General features: G+C 42.8%; 19 protein-coding genes. 8 read left to right on the top strand and 11 right to left on the bottom strand.

Annotation, left to right across the window (positions count from 1 at the left end; genetic code table 11):
* The first annotated feature begins 67 nt into the window (after positions 1-67).
* The 3 genes from AAGR14_RS19735 (at position 68) to AAGR14_RS19725 (ending at position 2527) form a co-directional block, all read left to right on the top strand.
* Entirely contained in the window at positions 68-853 is a 786-nt protein-coding gene (locus AAGR14_RS19735; protein ID WP_342645962.1) for an SDR family NAD(P)-dependent oxidoreductase, read from the top strand.
* Positions 854-938: 85 nt separating this feature from the next.
* Positions 939-1679: an SDR family oxidoreductase gene (locus tag AAGR14_RS19730; protein ID WP_342645961.1), complete on the top strand. Its 741-nt coding sequence runs from the start codon at positions 939-941 to the stop codon at positions 1677-1679.
* 125 nt (positions 1680-1804) lie between these two features.
* Complete coding sequence (locus AAGR14_RS19725) at positions 1805-2527, top strand: 3-ketoacyl-ACP reductase (RefSeq protein WP_342645960.1); 723 nt, start codon at positions 1805-1807, stop codon at positions 2525-2527.
* A 106-nt stretch (positions 2528-2633) separates the two neighbouring features.
* Here the strand turns inward: AAGR14_RS19725 and AAGR14_RS19720 are convergent, their stop codons facing one another.
* The 4 genes from AAGR14_RS19720 to rsfS all read right to left on the bottom strand — a co-directional run bounded on the left by AAGR14_RS19720 (position 2634) and on the right by rsfS (position 8403).
* Positions 2634-5015: an ABC transporter permease gene (locus AAGR14_RS19720; RefSeq protein WP_342645959.1), complete on the bottom strand. Its 2382-nt coding sequence runs from the start codon at positions 5013-5015 to the stop codon at positions 2634-2636.
* 161 nt (positions 5016-5176) lie between these two features.
* Positions 5177-5821 carry a lactate utilization protein gene (locus tag AAGR14_RS19715; RefSeq protein WP_342648710.1) on the bottom strand — a complete coding sequence of 215 codons (645 nt, stop codon included), beginning with the start codon at positions 5819-5821 and terminating at the stop codon, positions 5177-5179.
* Positions 5822-5879: 58 nt separating this feature from the next.
* Entirely contained in the window at positions 5880-7967 is a 2088-nt protein-coding gene (gene ftsH, locus AAGR14_RS19710; protein WP_342645958.1) for an ATP-dependent zinc metalloprotease FtsH, read from the bottom strand.
* Positions 7968-8028: 61 nt separating this feature from the next.
* The gene (rsfS, locus tag AAGR14_RS19705) at positions 8029-8403 is read right to left on the bottom strand and encodes a ribosome silencing factor (RefSeq protein ID WP_342645957.1); all 375 of its coding nucleotides are present in this window, start codon (positions 8401-8403) and stop codon (positions 8029-8031) included.
* 60 nt (positions 8404-8463) lie between these two features.
* On the opposite strand from rsfS, the gene AAGR14_RS19700 reads away from it, so the two are divergent.
* Genes AAGR14_RS19700 through pfkA form a run of 4 tightly spaced genes read left to right on the top strand, consistent with a single transcriptional unit; the run spans position 8464 to position 12379 of the window.
* A complete protein-coding gene (locus AAGR14_RS19700) occupies positions 8464-9237 on the top strand; it encodes a biotin--[acetyl-CoA-carboxylase] ligase (protein ID WP_342645956.1) in 774 nt (257 codons plus the stop codon).
* 8 nt (positions 9238-9245) lie between these two features.
* Positions 9246-9695 (top strand): protein-disulfide reductase DsbD N-terminal domain-containing protein, encoded by a 450-nt coding sequence (locus AAGR14_RS19695; RefSeq protein ID WP_342645955.1) that lies wholly within the window; start codon positions 9246-9248, stop codon positions 9693-9695.
* Between the two features lie 16 nt (positions 9696-9711).
* The gene (locus tag AAGR14_RS19690; protein WP_342645954.1) at positions 9712-11415 is read left to right on the top strand and encodes a cytochrome c biogenesis protein CcdA; all 1704 of its coding nucleotides are present in this window, start codon (positions 9712-9714) and stop codon (positions 11413-11415) included.
* Positions 11402-12379, top strand: a complete 978-nt coding sequence (gene pfkA, locus AAGR14_RS19685; RefSeq protein WP_342645953.1) for a 6-phosphofructokinase — start codon at positions 11402-11404, stop codon at positions 12377-12379. The genes AAGR14_RS19690 and pfkA overlap by 14 nt, the downstream gene beginning before the upstream one ends.
* 93 nt (positions 12380-12472) lie before the next feature.
* On the opposite strand, the gene AAGR14_RS19680 is transcribed toward pfkA, so the two are convergent.
* The 7 genes from AAGR14_RS19680 to rpmB all read right to left on the bottom strand — a co-directional run bounded on the left by AAGR14_RS19680 (position 12473) and on the right by rpmB (position 18689).
* The gene (locus AAGR14_RS19680) at positions 12473-13561 is read right to left on the bottom strand and encodes an Ldh family oxidoreductase (protein ID WP_342645952.1); all 1089 of its coding nucleotides are present in this window, start codon (positions 13559-13561) and stop codon (positions 12473-12475) included.
* 84 nt (positions 13562-13645) lie between these two features.
* The gene (gene bshC / locus AAGR14_RS19675) at positions 13646-15247 is read right to left on the bottom strand and encodes a bacillithiol biosynthesis cysteine-adding enzyme BshC (protein ID WP_342645951.1); all 1602 of its coding nucleotides are present in this window, start codon (positions 15245-15247) and stop codon (positions 13646-13648) included.
* Between the two features lie 47 nt (positions 15248-15294).
* Positions 15295-16629 (bottom strand): 30S ribosomal protein S12 methylthiotransferase RimO, encoded by a 1335-nt coding sequence (rimO, locus tag AAGR14_RS19670; RefSeq protein ID WP_342645950.1) that lies wholly within the window; start codon positions 16627-16629, stop codon positions 15295-15297.
* A 113-nt stretch (positions 16630-16742) separates the two neighbouring features.
* Positions 16743-17708 carry a signal recognition particle-docking protein FtsY gene (gene ftsY, locus AAGR14_RS19665; protein ID WP_342645949.1) on the bottom strand — a complete coding sequence of 322 codons (966 nt, stop codon included), beginning with the start codon at positions 17706-17708 and terminating at the stop codon, positions 16743-16745.
* Positions 17709-17918: 210 nt separating this feature from the next.
* On the bottom strand, positions 17919-18083 hold the full coding sequence (locus AAGR14_RS19660) for a DUF4295 domain-containing protein (RefSeq protein ID WP_342645948.1): 165 nt from the start codon (positions 18081-18083) through the stop codon (positions 17919-17921).
* An 86-nt stretch (positions 18084-18169) separates the two neighbouring features.
* The gene (gene rpmG, locus AAGR14_RS19655; protein WP_074490316.1) at positions 18170-18352 is read right to left on the bottom strand and encodes a 50S ribosomal protein L33; all 183 of its coding nucleotides are present in this window, start codon (positions 18350-18352) and stop codon (positions 18170-18172) included.
* A 103-nt stretch (positions 18353-18455) separates the two neighbouring features.
* On the bottom strand, positions 18456-18689 hold the full coding sequence (rpmB, locus tag AAGR14_RS19650; RefSeq protein WP_342645947.1) for a 50S ribosomal protein L28: 234 nt from the start codon (positions 18687-18689) through the stop codon (positions 18456-18458).
* 223 nt (positions 18690-18912) lie between these two features.
* On the opposite strand from rpmB, the gene acs reads away from it, so the two are divergent.
* Positions 18913-20814, top strand: coding sequence for an acetate--CoA ligase (gene acs, locus AAGR14_RS19645; RefSeq protein ID WP_342645946.1), 1902 nt, complete (start codon positions 18913-18915; stop codon positions 20812-20814).
* The last annotated feature ends 180 nt before the right edge of the window (positions 20815-20994 follow it).

Below are 20994 nucleotides of genomic sequence, written 5' to 3'. Positions count from 1 at the left end.
TTTAACAATTGTTAAGTGCTGTAAATATTTTAAAACGCAGATTTGCGATGTATTAATAAGAAAAAATATGTCTCGTATTTTTATAACCGGTTCAGCAGATGGCTTGGGCCAAATGGCTGCTAAGCTGTTAATTGCCGACGGGCATCAAGTTGTTTTGCATGGTCGCAATGCTGCTCGTGCAGCTGAGGCAATATCTGCGGCGCCTGGCGCCGAAACCGTTCTTTCTGGAGATTTGTCGAGTATTAAGGATACTATAGAACTGGCAGAAAAGGTTAATAAACTTGGCAGCTTTGATGCCGTAATTCATAACGCCGGTATGGGTTATCGTGAGGTTAGTCGGGGCAACACGGTAGATGGTCTGCCACTTCTTTTTGCAGTTAATAGTTTAGCGCCTTATATTTTAACAAGCCTTATACATTTACCTCAACGGCTTATTTATGTGAGTTCTGGGCTACATCGCGAGGGTAATCCATCTATGGATGACCTCACTTGGGATAACAAAAAATGGAGCGGCTATCAGGCATACGCTGATACTAAACTACATAACGTTTTGCTGGCTTTTGCTGCAGCGAGGTATCAGCCTGCAATATATGCCAATGCCTTAGAGCCTGGTTGGGTAGCTACCAAAATGGGCGGCGCCGGTGCTCCTGATAGTTTAACTGATGCACCAAAAACACAAGTTTGGTTAGCGGTTAGCAATAGTGCGCAAGCTTTGGTAAGCGGCAAGTATTTTTATCACCAAAAGTGTAAAGCTTTTCATCCTGCTGCAGCAAACCCTGCTGTTCAAAATGGATTTATTGAAGCTTGCCAACGTTTAACCGGTATTACCTTTCCTGCTACCAGCCATTTGTAAAAGGCGCTATACGTTTTTACCATTTGGTAAATGTATGTTCAACTACGTTGCAGAATTTTGGGTGGTCAAAATAAAGCAATGTATCATGGAAAATGCAAATAAACAAAATGAGTTAAAAGATAAAAAGGTAATTATTTTAGGTGGAAGCGCGGGCTTAGGCTTAGCAACGGCGAAAGCAGCTGCCTATGACGGAGCTAACGTAATAATTGTATCCAGTAATCAAAAGAGGATAGATGATGCCTTAACACAGTTGCCTGATCATTGCACAGGCTACGCAGTTAATTTAAGCCAGGAAGAACAAATTAAGAGCTTTTTTGAACGGGTAGGTAGCTTTGATCATTTAATATACACAGCCGGCGAGAATATTACAAAGAGTATAATAGATGACACGGTTACTGAGCAAGCGAAGGATTTTTTTAATATTCGTTTTTGGGGAGCCTTTGCCGCTATTAAATACGGTAAAAAATTAATTAGCGAAAATGGCTCAATAACATTAATGAGCGGAAGCTTTGGGCAACGACCAAGTAAAGGCTATTGCCTGGGTGCTACTTTGTGCGGAACACTTAACGCTTTTACAAGGGCTATGGCGGTAGAACTTGCACCTATTCGGGTAAATAACGTGGCTGCGGGCATCATTAAAACTGACTTGTGGAATAACCTTGATGAAAGTGATCGCAATAATTTTTACCAGCACTTAGAAAATACATTACTACTTAAAAGAGTTGGCGAGGCGGAGGATATTGCAAGAGCTATTGTTTATTTAATAAAACAAACTTATACTACCGGGCAATCATTGCTTGTTGATGGCGGTGCAGTATTAGTGTAAATTCCCGGGGCTAAGTAACTCCTCAGTTTAAATAATAGAACCAACTACAGCTAAGTAAAGGTTTGTTATATTGATTTTAAACATTTAAAGCCGGTAGGTACTTTAGTTTAAACAATATTATAAACATGGAATCATTAAAAGGAAAAACAGCAATAATAACCGGGGCTGGAAAAGGTTTGGGCAAGGCGATGGCCGTTGCCCTGGCCGCCGAGGGCGTAAATTTAGGCCTTCTTGCCCGGACAGCGCAGGACTTGGAAAACCTTGCTGCCGAGATCAAACAAAATTATGCTGATATTAAAGTAAGCTACGCCACGGCAGATGTAGGCAACCTGACCGACGTAAAAACTGCTGTAGCTAAACTTGCGGATGAACTAAAAATGGTAGATATCCTGGTTAATAATGCCGGCGTATTAAAAGTAGGCAGTGTTCTGGAGCTACCGGTAGAAGAGTGGGAGCAAGTGTTTCGGATTAATGTATTGGGTACTTATTATATGGTGCACGAGGTACTGCCGCTAATAATGCAGCAGGGTAAAGGGGATATTATCAACGTGGCCTCGACCGCCGGATTAAAAGGTGCTGCTAAAATGAGTGCTTACGGTGCCTCTAAAGCTGCCATCATTAATTTTACCGAGGCACTAATGCAGGAGGTCAGGAAATCAAATGTCCGCGTAACTACAGTAAACCCAAGCACTATTGCTACCGAAATGACCATCAATGCCAACTTTACCGATGGCAATGCAGAAAAGGTATTGCAACCCGAAGATCTGGCTTTTCTGGTTATCAATAACCTAAAGCTTCCGCAACGTGCATTTGTAAAAGAGGTAGGCTTGTGGTCAACCAATCCGTGATAATGGCAGGAGGCTAACCTCACTATTAAAGTTCAACTATAACCAACAAGGGTGAGCCGATTTAATCAGTTCACCCTTGTTGGTTATACCTTTTTAAAAAAAGCACCTATTCGTTTTTAAGTGTTTTCACCGGGTTGGCTAAAGCCGCCTGAATAGATTGATAACTCACTGTAACCAAGGTAATCAGTGTGATACTGATACCTGCTATCGCGAATATCCACCAGGATATAGCCGAGCGATAATAGAAGTTTTGCAGCCATTGGTGCATTACATAGTAAGCAATGGGGCTGGCTATTACCAAGGCAATTACAGCAATAACAATAAATTCTTTAGACAATAACAGCCATACCTGTGCTACTGATGCTCCTAAAACCTTGCGTATCCCTATTTCTTTAAAGCGCTGCTCGGCCATAAAGGTAGCCATACCAAACATGCCCAAGCAACTGATAAAAATAGCCAGTGCCGCAAAAAAGAAAGACAATTTGCCAATACGCTGACCGCTGCTGAATTTTTGGGCGTACTGGTCATCTACAAATTGGTATTCAAATAAGCCGGTCGGGTTGTAGGTTTTAAAAATACTTTCAATCTGTTTGAGTGATGAGGTTGCATCAACGTTGGGATTAAGCTTAAGCAATACCACACCGCCGGGATTGGCCGATAAGCCGTAAATGGTAGGCTTAATAGGTTCGAAAGGTGACTGTATCACCATATCTTTTATTACGCCAATGATATGAATAGGTGTACCATCTGCCGTAATGGTTTGGCCAACCGGATTTTCTAAGCCCATAAACTTAACCGCAGTTTCGTTGACGATGGCAGCGGTTGAATCGGTGGCGAACTTCTTGCTGAAATCTCGCCCGGCTACAAACTCCCAGCCAATAGTTTGGCCGTAATCTAAGCTTACATCATTAGTCTGGAAATCAATATTCATATCAGGGTCTTTACCCGGCCATACAAAGCCACTACTGGTCGAATATATTTCGGTAGGCGGGGCACCGGCTAAACTCATGGCCGAAATGGCATGTTTGTTAAGCAGCTCGCTTTCAATTACATCAAAATGCTGCTGTACGGCGGCCGATGCGGGAATAGAAACTAAGCTGTTGTTATCATAACCAATGGGCCTGTTTTTAGCATACTGGATTTGTTTAAACACCACTACGGTACCAATAATAAGAATCACCGATACACTAAATTGTACTACCACTAATACTTTGCGGGGTGCGGCAGAAAGCAAATCGGCCTTAAACGCCCCCTTAAGCACTTTAACAGGTTTAAAAGACGACAGATATAAAGCCGGGTAACTGCCTGCTACCAATGCAATAAGCGCAGACAGTGCTAAGCAGGTTAACCAAAATAACGGTTGTTGCCAGGGTAGGGTAATCTGCTTTTCGGCAAGCTGATTAAAAAGTGGTAGGCCCATTAATACCCATATTAAAGCCAGTACAAAGGCCAGCATTACAAACAATGCCGACTCTGTATAAAATTGCAAAATGAGCTGTTGCCTGGCTGAGCCGATGGCTTTACGTACGCCCACTTCGCGTGCACGCTTTTCAGAGCGGGCGGTGCTTAAGTTCATAAAATTAATGCAAGCCAACAGCAAAACAAAAATGCCGATGATGCTGAACATCCTTACGTATTGTATGCTACCGCCGGTGTTGATCCCGTTTTTAAAATCTTCGTACAAATGCCATTTGGCCATAGGGTGTAAAAACAAAACTGGCTTTTGCTTAACAAGTGCGCCACTCAGGTTTCGCATTTTGGCATCCTTTATTTTATGCGATACCTGGTCAATATCTGCATTATCAGCTAATTGTACCCAAGTGGTAAAAGCATTAGGTCGCCATGGCTCCGGAGTATTTTTGATCCAATCGGTATTGTTAAAATAGATTTGCCAACTGGCCATAAAAGCTAAACCGGCAAAGCTGGTATTGTTGGGCAGGTCATCAAACACACCGGCCACTTTAACATCAACTTGGTTATCAATTTTAATGATTTTTTGCAGGGAATTGCTATTGCCAAAATAGGCTTTAGCCGCTGATGCCGAAATTAAAACAGATGAGGGATCCTGTAATGCGTTAATGTCTCCTTGCAATAGGTGCAGGCTAAACATCATAGGGCCATCGGCTTCTATAAACATACCCGGTAGTCTGAGTTTTTTATCACCTACTAAAAGGAGATGCTTGCCTGTACCCGTAGAGAGTACCACATGTTTAAAATCGCTGCCGTAGGTTTTGCGGAGCTCGGCCGCTAATGGATAGGGGGTAGGCGACCAGGTTTGCACCTCGCCATTGTTATTGACGTTTTGCTCAACCTGGGCAATGTGGTCGTAATTTTTAAATGATTTGTTAAAACTCAGTTCGTCCCAAACCCAAAGGCCCAGTAATAAGGTAACGGCAATGCCTACCGAGAGGCCAGCTAAGTGGATAGCCGAAACAGCTTTTTGTTTTACTAAGCTTCGCCAGGCGGTTTTAAGATATATTTTGAACATAACACCACATTATATAGCAGCGGTTGCTAATACAGTGCCGTTGTGTATAAGGTTTATATTGAGATAGTTATAGTATTGTCATACTTTATTATGTATCAAAAGCGAACGCTTATTGTTCGGAAGCGATAAAGTTAAAAATGGCTGGTAATTAAGTAAATGGTTTATCCATCCAGTAAAAACACAAACAACTCCTTTGGCCCATGTGCCCCTAACACTAATGTTTTCTCAATGTCTGCGGTACGGCTTGGGCCGGTAATGGTAGTAATCATGCTTGGCAGGCGGCGGCTGTATTTTTCGTTTATCAATTTAAACCCGTCTTTCAAATCCAGCACCAATTGCGAGGTATAAGCCAGCACTATATGTACAGATGGGTAAATGCTTAGCCGACGGCCGGCCATGCCCGCATTAGTTATCATAATACTGCCATTGCGCGCTACCAAGGCATCACACAAAGTAAAACCAACTTCGGCCTGATCAAAATCTTTATCAGTTTCATAAAAAGGATATCCATACAGGTCGAGGATTTGTTGCAGCTGAGGTTCCCAACAGTAAATCTTATGCCAGTTGCGCTCTTCGGCCAGGTTAAGCAACGATTCTATAAACTGTATTTCATCTTCACAAAACATAAATTGCCCGGCTGCTGCAATAAACTCTTCTGCAAATATTACTTCCAGCATTTCGTCATCGGCCGGCTGCTCATACAGGGGCTGATCTTCCAGATTAGGGTAGGGATTATCACGGCGCTCCAATAATGCCTTGCGCACTTTCTTCAACATTCTCTCTTTAGGCGTAGTGTTGTCCTTCATACGAAAAAAAGCCACTACTTTAGGTAGTGGCTTTAAAGATATAAAAAGTAATTAACTATTAATTTTTGCTGCCTTCTATGCGGGCAGTCTCTGGGTTAGTAACGCTTTCCGGAATGGCATTGTTGTCTGCATCCGGGTTTAAAGCAGCTTCACCATTCACAAATTTATCATAAGTGGTGCGGCTGTCAAACGGACGTTTGCCTAACAATTCTTCCAGATCAGATTGGAACAATACTTCTTTCTCCAGTAGTTTAGAAGCCAACAGCTCTAAACCACTGCGTTTCTCGTTCAATAATTCTTTGGTGCGTTGATACACACCGTCAATTAAGCCACGTACCTCAGCATCAATCAGTTCTGCAGTAGTATCTGAGTATGGTTTGTTAAACTGGTATTCGCCTTGCGGGTCATAAAATGACAGGTTACCTACCTTGTTGTTCATACCATAAATTTTAACCATGGCGTAAGCTAATTTAGTAATGCGTTCTAAATCGCTCAAAGCACCGGTTGAGATACGACCAAACACAATGTCTTCAGCTACACGGCCGCCCATAGATACTACCATCTCGTCCATCAATTGCTCGGTAGTGTGTAAGAACTGCTCTCTTGGTAAATACTGTGCATAACCTAAAGCAGCTACACCACGAGGTACAATAGATACTTTAACCAGCGGATCGGCATGCTCCAAAAACCAGCCTGCAATAGCGTGACCTGCTTCGTGGTAAGCCACAATGCGTTTTTCTTCAGGAGAGATGATCTTGTTTTTCTTCTCTAAACCACCAATTACACGGTCAATCGCATCCTGAAAGTCTTGCATATCAACAGCTACTTTGTCACGGCGGGCAGCAATCAAAGCTGCTTCGTTACAAACGTTGGCAATTTCGGCACCGGCAAAACCAGGTGTTTGTGCCGAAAGTTTTTTCGCATCTACACCTTCAGCCAGTTTTAACGGGCCTAAATGCACTTTAAAGATTTGCTCACGGCCAATCAAATCGGGCTTATCAATCGATATCTGGCGGTCAAAACGTCCGGGGCGCATTAAAGCAGAGTCTAATACATCCGGGCGGTTAGTAGCTGCGAGGATAATGATACCAGAGTCGGTACCAAAACCATCCATTTCAACCAGTAACTGGTTTAGTGTATTTTCGCGCTCGTCGTTACCACCTACAATATTGTTTTTACCACGGGCCCGGCCAATAGCATCAATCTCGTCAATAAAAATAATACACGGCGCTTTATCTTTGGCTTGTTTAAACAAGTCGCGCACCCGTGATGCACCTACGCCCACAAACATCTCCACAAAATCCGAACCTGACAGGGAGAAGAAAGGTACCTGTGCCTCACCGGCTACGGCTTTAGCCATCAGGGTTTTACCAGTACCCGGCGAACCTACCAACAGCGCACCTTTAGGTATTTTACCACCCAGGTTAGTATATTTTTTGGGATTTTTCAGGAAATCTACAATTTCCATCACCTCCTCTTTGGCTTCCTGCAAACCTGCAACATCGTTAAAGGTTACGTTAACCTGCGACTCTTTATCAAACAGCGTAGCTTTTGATTTGCCGATATTAAAGATCTGACCACCAGGGCCACCGCCGGCACCGCCCGACATGCGACGCATGATGAATAACCATAAACCGGCAAACAACACCAGCATAATGATGCCTTGTACCAGCCAGTTTGACAGTAAACTTTCGCGCTGCTCAAATTGAATAGGCACTTTAGCTGCCTCAGGCATGTCCTTTTCAGAATTTAGAACTGACTGTTTCATGCTGTCGAAAGAAGCATCAGTAAACCAGAACTGCGGGCTTGACGAGCTCATGTTAAATGAGCGCTTATCTTTAAACTCGGCATATTCCTGCTTAGCTTTTAAACTGTCGTTTTTGATGTAAACCTCAGCAACAGCACGGTCGCCATCTTTGTAAGCCACTATACGCTCAACGTCGCCACGTTGCAGCATGGCTTCAAAATCTCTAAAATCTATTTTTTTACCACCGCTGCCATTTAAAATATATGGCACCACCAGTAACGCCAAAATCACGATAGCATAAAGCCACATGAAGTTAAAGCGGGGAGGTTTCGGGGTTATTCTCCTGTTCGGTATCCGTCGGAAATTTTTTGGTCTATCAGCTTTATTATTATCTTTCATCTTGTTCTGAGCTCAAACATCACCATCAATTTAAATTAGTTTTAGGGGTAAAAGCTGATGGTTAGGCGCTTTTATAGTACTTTATCTCGGCATCGCCCCACAAATCTTCAACGCCGTAATATTCTCTTTTATCTGTTTTAAATACGTGTATTACTACGTCAATATAATCCAGCAGTATCCACTCCCCATGCTCCAGGCCTTCTTTGCGCCATGGGTCTGTTTGGGTAGCCTTAAAAATTTCATCTTCTATACTGTTAGCAATGGCTCGCACCTGCGTGCTGGAGTCTGCATGGCAGATCACAAAATAATCGGATACGGAGCTTTTTATATTTCTTAGGTCTAATCTGACAATGTCATTCCCTTTTTTTTCCTGAATACCGTGAATCGCTAATTCAGAAATATAAGTGGATTCATTTAATGCTTTGTTTTTTACCATTAAAAACCTTTAATTTTGAACGATTTGAATGTAATTCTTATTACTTAGATTTATAATACTTTGCAAAATAACGTTTTTTCGGGACTATTTGTTGGACAAAATTTTGTAACCCTGAAAGAAGTTGACTCTACAAATACTTTTCTTAAACTAATGCTTACAAAATCTGAGCCAGTGCCCGAAGGAACGGTCATTATGGCAGAAGATCAGGTGGCTGGCCGCGGGCAGCAGCAAAGTAAATGGTATAGTGTTAAAAATGAAAGTCTGACGTTTAGTATAGTGCTTTATCCTGCCTTTTTGCTGCTCAAAGACCAGTTTTTACTTACCAGTGCGATAAGCATCGGTATTTATAGCGCGCTGCAACCGTTAGTAGGCACCCGGCTAAAAATGAAATGGCCCAACGATGTTTATATTGGAGATAAAAAGTTAGGTGGCGTTTTAATTGAGAACCAGGTACAGGGTGAGAAAATAAAAAGTTCCGTTATTGGTATAGGGCTTAACATCAACCAGGCGTCTTTTCCGGATTGGGTGCCTAATGCCATATCGCTGAAGCAAATCTTACAAACAGATTATGATATAAAGTATATATTGCTTCAAATTTGCAGCCACATTGAACGTTGGTATATTAAACTTAAGAACGGCGAGGTGAGTCAGATACAAAATGCTTATAGAGAGGTATTGTACTGGCTTGATGAGACACATCATTTTAAAGCCCACCAGCAGGTTTTTGAAGGTATAATTAAAGGCACGGATGCTGTCGGACGCTTGCTGGTAATGCACAGCGGGCATGTGCATACGTACAACTTAAAAGAAATAGAATTTTTAAACAAACAATAACCCCTTCCATGAAAAGAATACTATTGACGTTAGTAGCGGTGTTTTTCGCAGCCGCAAGTTTTGCTCAGATTGAAGATCCGGTAAAATGGAGCTATGCCGGAAAGAAAGTAAGCAGCACCGAAGCTGTGATATTGGTTAAGGCTACTGTTGATGAAGGCTGGCATATCTATTCTCAAAATTTAAAAGACGGCGGGCCGCAACCTACCAAGTTTACTTTTAGCCCAGGCAAAAACTACACTTTGATAGGCAAGGTGGCTGAGCCGAAGCCAATTACCAAATACGAAAGCAGCTTTAAAATGAACGTAGGTTATTTCGAAAACTCGGTAGTTTTTCAGCAAAAAGTTAAACTGAAAGGTGCCGGACCTTACGTGGTGAAAGGAAAGCTGGAGTTTATGACCTGTAACGATCATAAATGCCTGCCGCCGGACGAAGTTGAATTTAGTATTCCGGTAAAATAAATAGGGGCGCCCAGTAATGACATCAAGATACAGCCGTACGGCGATAGTAATTTTATTTAGCTTGTTTGTAGGTTTAACGCTGTTTAAACCTGTTCAAGCTTTAGCCAATACTGTTAAGCAGGCAGATACTATTTCAACAGCCGATATCGAATTTACCGATATAACACCGGCTAAACCCGATACTACCGTAAATAAAGCAACAGCACCAACCGCTATTAAAGCGGCCGGTGCTGTTGGCGTAAAAGAAACCGAGAAGCCGAAAACGCTTTGGCAAATTTTTGTTGCTGGTTTACTGGGCGGTTTTGCCGCGTTAGTGATGCCTTGTATTTATCCGTTACTGCCATTAACTGTTAGCTTTTTTACGAAAAAGGCTGGTTCGCGTAGTAAGGGTATTATGCATTCTATCATTTATGGTGTATCTATCATTGTGATTTATGTATCATTAGGTTTGCTGATTACCTTGTTTTTTGGCTCTGATGCCTTAAATTCATTAGCTACCAACGGTATATTTAATATTTTCTTTTTCTTGATGCTGATTGTGTTTGGAGCGTCGTTTTTGGGTGCCTTCGAATTAACATTACCTAGTTCGTTGGCTAACAAGCTCGACGAAAATTCGGACAAAGGCGGTTTGGCCGGCCTGTTTTTTATGGCCGCTACGCTGGTTGTCGTATCGTTTTCATGTACTGGGCCAATCATTGGCACGTTACTGGTAGAGGCAGCTTCTAAAGGCGAGCGTTTAGCACCTGCCTTAGGTATGCTGGGTTTCTCAATGGCGCTGGCGGTTCCGTTTACTTTGTTTGCCTTGTTTCCATCGGCTTTAAAATCGTTACCTAAATCGGGTGGATGGTTAAATAGTGTAAAGGTGGTTTTAGGGTTTTTGGAACTGGGTTTTGCGCTTAAGTTTTTATCAAACGTTGACTTGGCCTACCACTGGAACTGGTTTGACCGCGAAATCTTCCTTTCTATCTGGATTGCACTAGGATTTTTATTGGGCCTATATCTGATTGGTAAAATTAAGTTTTCGCACGATAGCGATCTGCCTTATGTTTCGGTACCGCGTACCTTTTTAGCTATTATTGTATTTGCCTTTGTTATGTATATGATACCTGGCTTGTGGGGCGCACCGCTTAAATCCATTAGCGGGTTTTTGCCGCCTCCGGCCACGCAAGATTTTGACTTAACCAACCTTATGGTTAGCGGTCCGGCAGAAAAAGCACAGGCCACGTCTATTAAAGAAAAGAAATACGAAAGCCTGTTTACACGCGGTAAACATAAAGGACTGGATGAATGGTATGACTATGAGCAGGCATTGCAGGTATCAAAAGAATTAAATAAACCGGTGTTAATTGACTTTACCGGGTGGAATTGCCCTAACTGCCGTAAAATGGAGGTGGATGTTTGGGCCGATCCTGAAGTACATAAACGTTTAGCCAACGATTTTGTATTGCTGGAGCTTTATGTAGATGAAAAGATGGAATTGCCCGCTGCCGAGCAATACATATCTAAATTCAGTGGTAAAAAGGTGAAAACTTTGGGTAATAAGTGGAGCGATTATGAAGCTTCGAAATTTAACGTAAATTCGCAGCCGTATTACGTTATTGTAAATACAAAAGGCGATGTGCTGGTGCCTCCGCAAGGCGCTAAGTACGACGTTAATAATTATATTGAATTTTTAGATAGCGGCAAGGCCGCTTATGAGAAAAACAATGGCAGAAATTAAAAATATAGGGGTTTATACATCCGGTGGTGACTCGCCTGGTATGAATTCGGCAATACGGGCTGTAGTACGTACAGCTTTATATTATAACCTGGAAGTTACGGGTATTCGCCGTGGTTACGCAGGCATGATCAGCGGTGATTTATTCCCGATGGATCGCAGGTCGGTAGCCAACATTGTACAACGTGGCGGTACTATCCTTAAAACAGCACGCAGCGAGGAGTTTCGTACTCCCGAAGGTCGTCAGCAGGCTTACAAGCAACTAAAGCGTTATGGCGTTGATGCTTTGGTAGGCATTGGCGGCGATGGTACTTTTACCGGTGCAAAAATATTCAGTAATGAGTTTGGTATTCCGATTGTAGGTTTACCGGGTACTATTGATAACGACTTGCAGGGAACTGATTTTACCATTGGTTATGATACTGCCATCAATACCGTGGTTGAAGCCGTAGATAAAATTCGTGATACAGCCGAGTCGCACGACCGTTTATTTATTGTAGAGGTGATGGGCCGCGATTCTGGCCTGATTGCTTTGCGTACCGGTATCGCATCAGGAGCTGAAGCTATCCTGATCCCGGAAACTAAAACTAACCTGGAAGCACTTTACCAGCGTTTGGATCAAGGCCGCCGGGATAAATCATCTAAGATTTTAATTGTAGCTGAAGGCGACGAGGCTGGAGGCGCTTTTGAAATTGGCCGTTTAGTTAAAGAAAAATACCCGAACTATGATACCCGTGTTTCTGTGTTAGGACACATGCAGCGCGGTGGTCATCCAACCTGTATGGATCGTGTATTGGCTAGCCGGGTAGGTGTAGCTGCTGTAGAGGCTTTATTAAACGGGCATAGCCACGAAATGATAGGCATTATTAATCATCAGATTTCGTACACCCCTTTTGAAAATGCTATTAAGCATAATACCGAAGTAGATGCCAACTTGCTGCGGATTGTGGATATCCTGTCGCTGTAAGGCATAGTTTAATAATAGAAAAGTCCGGTAAGTTCAAGTTAACTTACCGGACTTTTTTCGTTTAAGTGATTAGGTAAACTGCATAAGGTAATCTTATTTACCTTGTAGCTTTTGAATTCCGAACCTGTCGGCTAATGTGTTCAGGTCATCAACTACGGCTTGTACCAGCGGTATACCGTTAGCTTTCCTGTCTTGTTCGGCTTCCAGTTCAGGTTCGCCGGGGATGATTACTTTTTGTGTCTCGTTTATCGTGTCAGCAGATTTAAACCGTTCAATCCAGTTATCCAAGTTGGCTTTAAAATTATCGGCCGGTCGGAAGCCATCTACCCGCATAGCTCCTAAAAAGTGACCGATACCCTGCCCGGGCGGATTAGACGATGGCTCCATAAATGCCACAAAAGGTGGTACCCAAGGGCCATAGTTAGCGCCAGATAATACGCCTGATAAAATATCTACGGTAGCGCTTAAGCCAAAGCCCTTATGGCTTCCATGTTCGCGGTCGCTACCCAGGGGCAATAAAGCGCCACCTGTTTTAAGCGCGTGTGGGTCTGTTGTATATTGACCGGTTGCATCCTGTATCCAGCCTTCGGGAACCGCTTTGCCGGACCGTTGGGCAATTTCGAGCTTGCCATTGGCCGCTGCAGAGGTGGCCATGTCAACAATGAGTGGCGGATATTTACCGGTGGGAAAGGCATAGCACATAGGATTAGTACCTAACAAACGTTCGTTTGCAAAGGTAGGGGCTACCAATGGGCTGGCGTTGGTCATGGCAAAACCTATCATATCCTGTTCTACAGCCATTAAGGCGTGGTAGCCGGCAATGCCAAAGTGGTTGGAGTTGCGCACTGATACCCAGCCCGAGCCATACGTTTGAGCTTTTGTGATAGCCACTTGCATGGCAAATGGAGCAACCACCAGCCCAAGCCCGGCATCGCCATCTACCGTTGCCGTAGTGGGGGTTTCGTGCACTATCTGGATGTTAGGCGTGGCATTGATGCGCTGCTTTTCCCAAAGGCGTACATACCCGCTGAGTCGGGCTACACCATGAGAGTCAATACCACGCAAATCCGATTTTAGTAATACATCGGTTGCCAGTTGGGCATGTTCCTCGGTGCAGCCTATGGCGATAAAAACATCGTGGGTAAACTTCCGTAAAGTAACTTCAGGAAAGACATTTTGCATAGATGGTAAAACTATGCTATTGTAATGATTATAGCAACCAGCCAGTGCTTATCTTGCCACGCTTCAACTAATATGTACAGTGTACTATTCTGACAGTACTGTAAATTTAAACTCGAGTGGGTTAAACAGGCGGATTAATTCATCAATAAAAACTTGTCCCCATTTTACGTAAAACAGGCCAAAGTTTTCGCTGCGCTCCTGCAAGCTGTTTTTCGGAAATATCTCCTGTTTGATAGCTTCAATTTGGCGTAAGTGTGTTTCGTAATTACGCTTTTCGGCTTTTATTAGCTTAGTTTCGAGGTTATTGATGGCGTGTTTTAATCGGGCCTGCACCGCGCTGGCAGATGGGCCTAAAGTGGGGTCAATTTTGTGTGCACGCAACTTTAACTTTTCAAAAATGCACTGCAGTTCGCGCCATTCTTCTTTAAGCGACAAATCGTGTTGAGTGTGTTTTCTAACCCACTCATTTTTTAAGTTGTCAGCATCTTCAAATAATTGCGCTGCAACCAGTCCCATTTTTTGCACTTTGGCAGAAGTTTCTTTGCGGATAACCAAGCCCGAGTTCCGCAAAATTAAAACCGGGAAATCAATGCCATAAAAATCAAAGTTTGCTTTGAGCTGCAGCCAGTAAACTATCTCTGCACCGCCACCAATATACGCCAGGTTAGGCAGAATGTACTCCTGATACATGGGGCGCATCACCACATTGGGGCTAAAGCGGTCTGGGTGTTCGTCAATTTCTTTTTCGAGTTCCTGGTTAGTGAAGCGAATGTTCGAATTGAGTACTTCAAAATGTTCGCCTTCCTGCACAATGCGTTCGCGCAAGTTGTCGGTCAGGTAAAAAAAGTTAATCTCGCGTGGATTAACTTGTGTATGCACACCCAGATTTTGCAGTAACTCACTGCTGGCCATGATATGCTTATAGCTGTTTTGTTCTATAATATCCCGTTTAATAACGCCTGCAAACTCTTGTTTTAACCTGCTGTCATCGGCATCAATAACTATTAAACCATACTGCCCAAATAAAGCGTTAACCAAATAGCGGGTAGCATCGGCCAGTGTTTTATGCGAGCCATAAGCCGTCCCTACTATTTGAGCAAGTTCGGGTGCATGGTTATCCAGGCCCAAAATACCTTTATACTGGTTAAGGCACTCGCGGAATGTTTTAATGGCTAACCGACCTGTTGCGCCGCTCACCGCCTCATTCCATTGTATTTTTTTTTGACCGATGTTGGTGTAGTTAATCTCGGCAAAATCATGGTCTTCTGACGCCATCCAATACACCGGTACAAATTTTTTATCCGGGAAACCAGCTTCGAGCTGACGGCATAACTTAATAGCAGTTACAATCTTATATAAAAAGTACAGCGGGCCGGTAAAAACGTTAAGTTGATGTCCGGTGGTTATGGTAAACGTATTATCATCCTTCAGCAAATCAATATTAGCTTGCACTGTGCTCAGGTGCGGCATTTCGGGATTACCCGGCTTGCTGTATTGCTCGGTAAGCACCTGCGCTAATAAGCTTCGGTTAGCGGTAACCGTTTTGTTTTCTAAAAGCCCGGCAAAACCTTTAAGGGTAGGGCGGTAGCTGTAAAATGATTTCAGCTCGGGCACATCGTCTAAATAGTCGGTTAACGTTCTAGAAAAATAGCCGGTTTGTTGATAATCGATACAGGTAGCGTCCATGGCTTCAAAAGTAGAAGCATTATTTAAAATGCCCCGGTTTGCATACGTTATTTTACAATTTGTCCATAAAGATCAAAGTCCTCAGCATTATCAACCTTTACGTTAACAAAACTGCCTACAGTAGCATATTGTTGGGTAGCGTCAATTAAAACTTCGTTGTCTACCTCGGGCGAGTCAAACTCCGTACGACCAGTGAGGTAACCGTTATCAATTTTATCAATCAGTACTTTATAGGTATGGCCAACTTTTTCCTGGTTTTTTTCATAAGAAATGCCTTGTTGCAGTTCCATAATGGCATCTACACGGTCTTGTTTTGTTTCTTCAGGCACGTCGTCAACCAGCGTATGCGCATGCGTTTTCTCTTCGTGCGAGTAGGTGAAACAGCCGAGGCGGTCAAAGCGGGTAGCCTCTACCCAGTTGTACATATCCTCAAAATCTTGCACCGTTTCGCCGGGGTAGCCGGTAATTAAGGTGGTACGCAATGCAATGCCGGGTACCTTATCACGTATGCTGTTCACCAAATCAATGGTTTTTTGCTTGGTGATACCGCGACGCATAGATTTCAGCATGTTATCGCTGATGTGTTGTAACGGCATATCCAGGTACTTGCAAATATTACTGCGCTCGTTCATGGCATCCAGTATTTCCATCGGGAAGCCAGATGGGTAAGCATACTGTAAGCGTATCCATTCAATGCCTTCTACATCGCTTAAGCGGCGTAGTAACTCATCCAGGTTACGCTTTCCGTATAAATCCAAGCCGTAATAAGTTAAATCCTGGGCAATTAATATCAGTTCGCGGGTGCCTTGTTTAGCCAAGCTTTTGGCCTGCGCTACCAGCTGCTCCATCGGAGTGCTGGAATGTTTGCCCCTCATTAAAGGTATAGCGCAGAAAGAGCATGGGCGGTTACAGCCTTCAGCTATTTTAAAATAAGCAAAATGCGATGGGGTAGTAAGCAAACGCTCACCTAATAATTCGTATTTGTAATTAGCGCCAATACTTTGTAAAACGTTTTGCAAATCGTTGGTGCCAAAATAGCCGTCAACATTAGTAATCTCGGCTTCTAATTCAGGCTTGTAACGTTCGGACAAGCAGCCGGTGACAATAACTTTACCTACTTTGCCTTGCTCCTTAAGTTCGCTATACTGTAAAATGGTATCAATAGATTCCTGCTTGGCATTGTCAATAAAGCCACATGTGTTGATGACGATAATGTCATTCTGACCAACATTTTCGGCTTCGTGTACCACATCAAAGGCTTGCCCTTTAAGCTGGCCCATCAAAACTTCCGAATCGTATATATTTTTAGAGCAGCCTAAAGTAACTACGTTAACGCGTGGTTTCGTAATCTGTACCGGCTGTTTTATTGTCTTTGTATTCATTTATGCGCTTATCGTCTTCACTGCATCACGGCAACCAAATAAGAGAGCTTGGAGCCTATGTATAAATAACTTAATTAATATTCCCCCTAATCAAAGTAATCAATAACAAACGATTACTTTTTAAATAAACTATCTACAAAACCTTTACGATCAAAGAGTTGCAAGTCGTTCATGCCTTCGCCTACACCAATATATTTAACCGGGATTTTAAATTGGTCGGATATGCCAATTACTACACCGCCTTTAGCGGTACCATCCAGTTTGGTTAATGCCAGCGCATTTACGGCCGTAGCCTCGGTAAACTGCTTACATTGCTCAATGGCGTTTTGACCTGTTGAGGCATCCAGCACCAGCAAAATTTCGTGCGGGGCACCCGGAATTACCTTTTGCATCACGTTTTTAATCTTGGTAAGCTCGTTCATTAAGCCTACCTTATTATGTAAACGGCCGGCGGTATCAATAATGGCTACATCCTCGTTGTTAGAAACAGCCGAACGCAGGGTATCATACGCTACCGAAGCCGGATCTGACCCCATAGCCTGCGCTACCACGCGTACGCCTACACGGTCGCCCCAAAGCTGTATCTGGTCAACCGCCGCTGCCCTAAAGGTATCTGCAGCGCCCAGTACCACTTTGCTGCCTGCTTGTTTAAGCTGATGAGCCAGTTTGCCAATAGTGGTGGTTTTGCCTACACCATTTACGCCAACTACCATAATCACATAAGGCTTATGGTTACCGTATTCAAAATTCTGAAAATCGTTACTGTTATTTTCAGCCAGCAGCTGCTGTACTTCGTCACGTAATAAATTGTTAAGCTCAGAAGTGCTCACATATTTATCCCGGGCTACACGGGCTTGTATACGTTCAATAATTTTAAGCGTAGTGGTAACACCCACGTCCGAGGTAACCAGCACTTCTTCCAAGTCATCCAGTACATCATCATCAACGGTTGACTTACCGGCAATAACTTTGGTGATTTTTGAAAAAAAGTTGTCTTTGGTTTTCTCCAGGCCGGTATCAAGTGCCTCCTGTTGCTGCGGTGTACTTTCTTTTTTCTTAAAAAAATCGAATAATCCCATATAGAGTGATGTGCAGATGCTTAAGCTATTCTACGGTGCAAATATAAGTAAAATGCCCCTAACCCTTTAAGTCAGAAGATTTTGTTAACCCCGAACGTTTAATTATGAATATCGAATGATAAAATATACCATAGCTGCGTGCTTTCTGGTATATAAAAAAAGCCCTCTTGCAAAACAAGACGGCTTCTATATACTAATTTAACGGGCTAATTACTGAGCTTTAGCTTCGTCAATTGCATCTTTAACGTGATCGTTATGTACAATTAGCTCTTTGAATGAATAAGCGCCGGTTTTAGGTGATTTAACCATGGTAATTACTTTTGAGTATTCTTTACCTTTACCGGTTTTCAGGGTTGCAACTACTTTCTTTGCCATATCTTGTTAATGTTTAAGTGAGTGGATGAGTGAATGAGTGTGTAACAATTATCTGCTCAACCCAATCAACAAATCAACTAACTGAATTACTTAATTTCTTTGTGAACGGTTACTTTACGTAATACTGGGTTGAATTTTTTCAACTCTAAACGCTCAGTAGTGTTTTTCTTGTTCTTGGTGGTAATGTAACGAGACATACCTGGCATACCGCTCTCTTTATGCTCGGTGCACTCTAAAATTACCTGAACTCTATTGCCTTTCTTTGCCATTTTATGTTGGTGTTAGGGGTTATTGAGTTATTAGGTTACTGAGTTATTGAGGTGTTTAAAACAACTTAATCAACCAATAACTTAATCAACCAATAACAATCTACTATATGTATCCTTTTTTTACAAATTTATTGATGCAAGCAGTGATACCATTTTTGCTGATGGTTTTAACTGCCGAAGTAGATACCTTTAAAGTGATCCATTTATCTTCTTCAGGTATATAAAACTTCTTGATTTTTAAGTTAGGATAAAACTTACGGTTAGTCTTAACGTTCGAGTTTGAAACGTTATGGCCGTTCATCGGGCTTTTTCCTGTTAAATCACAAATTCTTGACATGACAAAACTTTTTAATGTGTCTTTTTCTAAAAGAGTTTGCAAATATCAGGAAATTAAGTCAATAAGTCAATACTGTTTGCAAAAAAAAATAAGTTTAGTTTCTCTTAGGATTAAGTACCTGAATTGTATTTAACGTGATGAAATTTATTGCAGAAAAAAACTACTATACAGGTAAAAACTGTCAATAACAAAATACTATCTTGCGAAACCAATTTATCCTTTTATGAAATTTACATCATTCGAGCAGTATAAGCAAGTTTATCAACATAGTATAATCCATCCCGAGCAATTCTGGGATGATGTTGCTAAATCGTTTTACTGGCGTAAACCTTGGGAGAATACGTTAAACTGGAACTTTACGGAACCTGACATTAAATGGTTTCAGGGAGCAAAGCTAAATATAACCGAAAACTGTTTGGATCGACACTTGGCAGAAAACGGTGATCGACCAGCTATTATCTGGGAACCTAATGATCCTACTGAAGCCCATCGTGTGCTTACCTACAAACAACTGCACGACAAAGTATGTCAGTTTTCAAACGTTTTAAAAAATAACGGCGCCAAAAAAGGAGATCGTATATGTATATATATGCCTATGGTGCCTGAGCTTGCCATTGCCGTATTGGCTTGTGCTCGTATCGGTGCCGTTCATTCTGTAGTTTTTGGCGGATTTTCTGCTCAGTCAATAGCTGACAGGATAAAAGATGCGGAGTGTAATATTGTCATTACTGCTGATGGAGGTTTTCGCGGCACCAAAGATTTACCGCTTAAATCAGTAATTGATGATGCATTAGTACAGTGCCCGTCGGTAAAAAAAGTAATTGTATTAACCCGCAGCCGTACGGCCGTAAGTATGATTAAAGGCCGCGATGTGTGGTGGGAAGATGAAATAAAAAAAGTAGAAACCCAGGGTAGTCCTGAATGTCCGGCTGAAGAGATGGATGCTGAGGATATGTTGTTTATCTTATATACGTCAGGTTCTACCGGCAAGCCTAAAGGGGTAGTGCATACCTGCGGCGGTTACATGGTTTACACGGGCTACACTTTCGAAACTGCCTTTCAATACCAGCAGGGTGAGGTGTATTTCTGTACAGCTGATATAGGCTGGATCACTGGTCACTCTTATATTGTTTACGGACCACTGTCGCAAGGCGCAACAGCGCTGATGTTTGAAGGGGTGCCTACCTGGCCCGACGCCGGCAGGTTGTGGGAGATTGTTGAGAAATTTAAGGTGAATATTCTTTATACGGCACCTACGGCTATCCGCTCGCTGATGAGCTTTGGTACCGATATTGTTAAAAAATACGATCTGAGTTCGCTCACCAAATTAGGTTCGGTAGGGGAGCCTTTGAATGAAGAAGCCTGGCACTGGTTTGACGAGCAAATTGGCCATGGTAAATGCCCTATTGTAGATACGTGGTGGCAAACCGAAACTGGTGGTTTTATGATATCGCCGGTAGCCAATGTTACTCCGCTCAAGCCCGGTTATGCCGGCTTGCCTTTACCAGGCGTGCAACCTATACTGGTTGACGAAAACGGTAAAGAGATTGAAGGAAACGGCGTAAGCGGTAACCTGTGTATCAAGTTCCCGTGGCCTGGTATGCTGCGCACTACTTATGGCGACCATGAGCGTTGCCGCCAAACCTATTTTTCGACCTATGCTAACCTGTACTTTACAGGTGATGGTTGTTTGCGCGACGATGATGGCTATTACCGTATTACCGGCCGGGTTGATGACGTATTGAACGTTTCTGGCCACCGCATTGGTACTGCCGAGGTAGAAAATGCCATCAATATGCACTCCAGCGTGGTAGAGTCGGCCGTGGTCGGCTATCCGCACGATATTAAAGGGCAGGGGGTTTATGCCTTCGTGATTAGTCCAGAGCGGCATGAAGATGACGACCTGACCCGTAAAGATATTCTTATGACGGTTACCCGCATTATTGGGGCCATCGCCAAGCCAGATAAAATACAGTTTGTGAGTGGTTTGCCTAAGACCCGTTCGGGCAAAATCATGCGCCGTATACTGCGCAAAATTGCCGAAGGCGATACCGCTAACCTGGGCGATACCAGTACCCTGCTTGATCCAGGTGTGGTAGACGAGATTAAAGAAGGAGCGCTGTAGCTCTCCGACAAATTTTATTCGCACATAAATTTTTCAACGGCTGTTGTTTATCTGATTAATCAGGCTAACAACAGCCGTTTTGAATTGGTATAAACCGTGCATTCCATTCAAACGGTGATTTGCCCTTCATCCAGCCTTCCTGCAAGCAAAAAAATTCTATCTTTGACCGATTATTCTAAA

Source organism: Mucilaginibacter sp. CSA2-8R (assembly GCF_038806765.1).
GTDB lineage: Bacteria > Bacteroidota > Bacteroidia > Sphingobacteriales > Sphingobacteriaceae > Mucilaginibacter.
The sequence above is the reverse complement of the archived record's forward strand: the minus strand, read 5'-3'. Positions and strand labels throughout refer to the sequence as shown.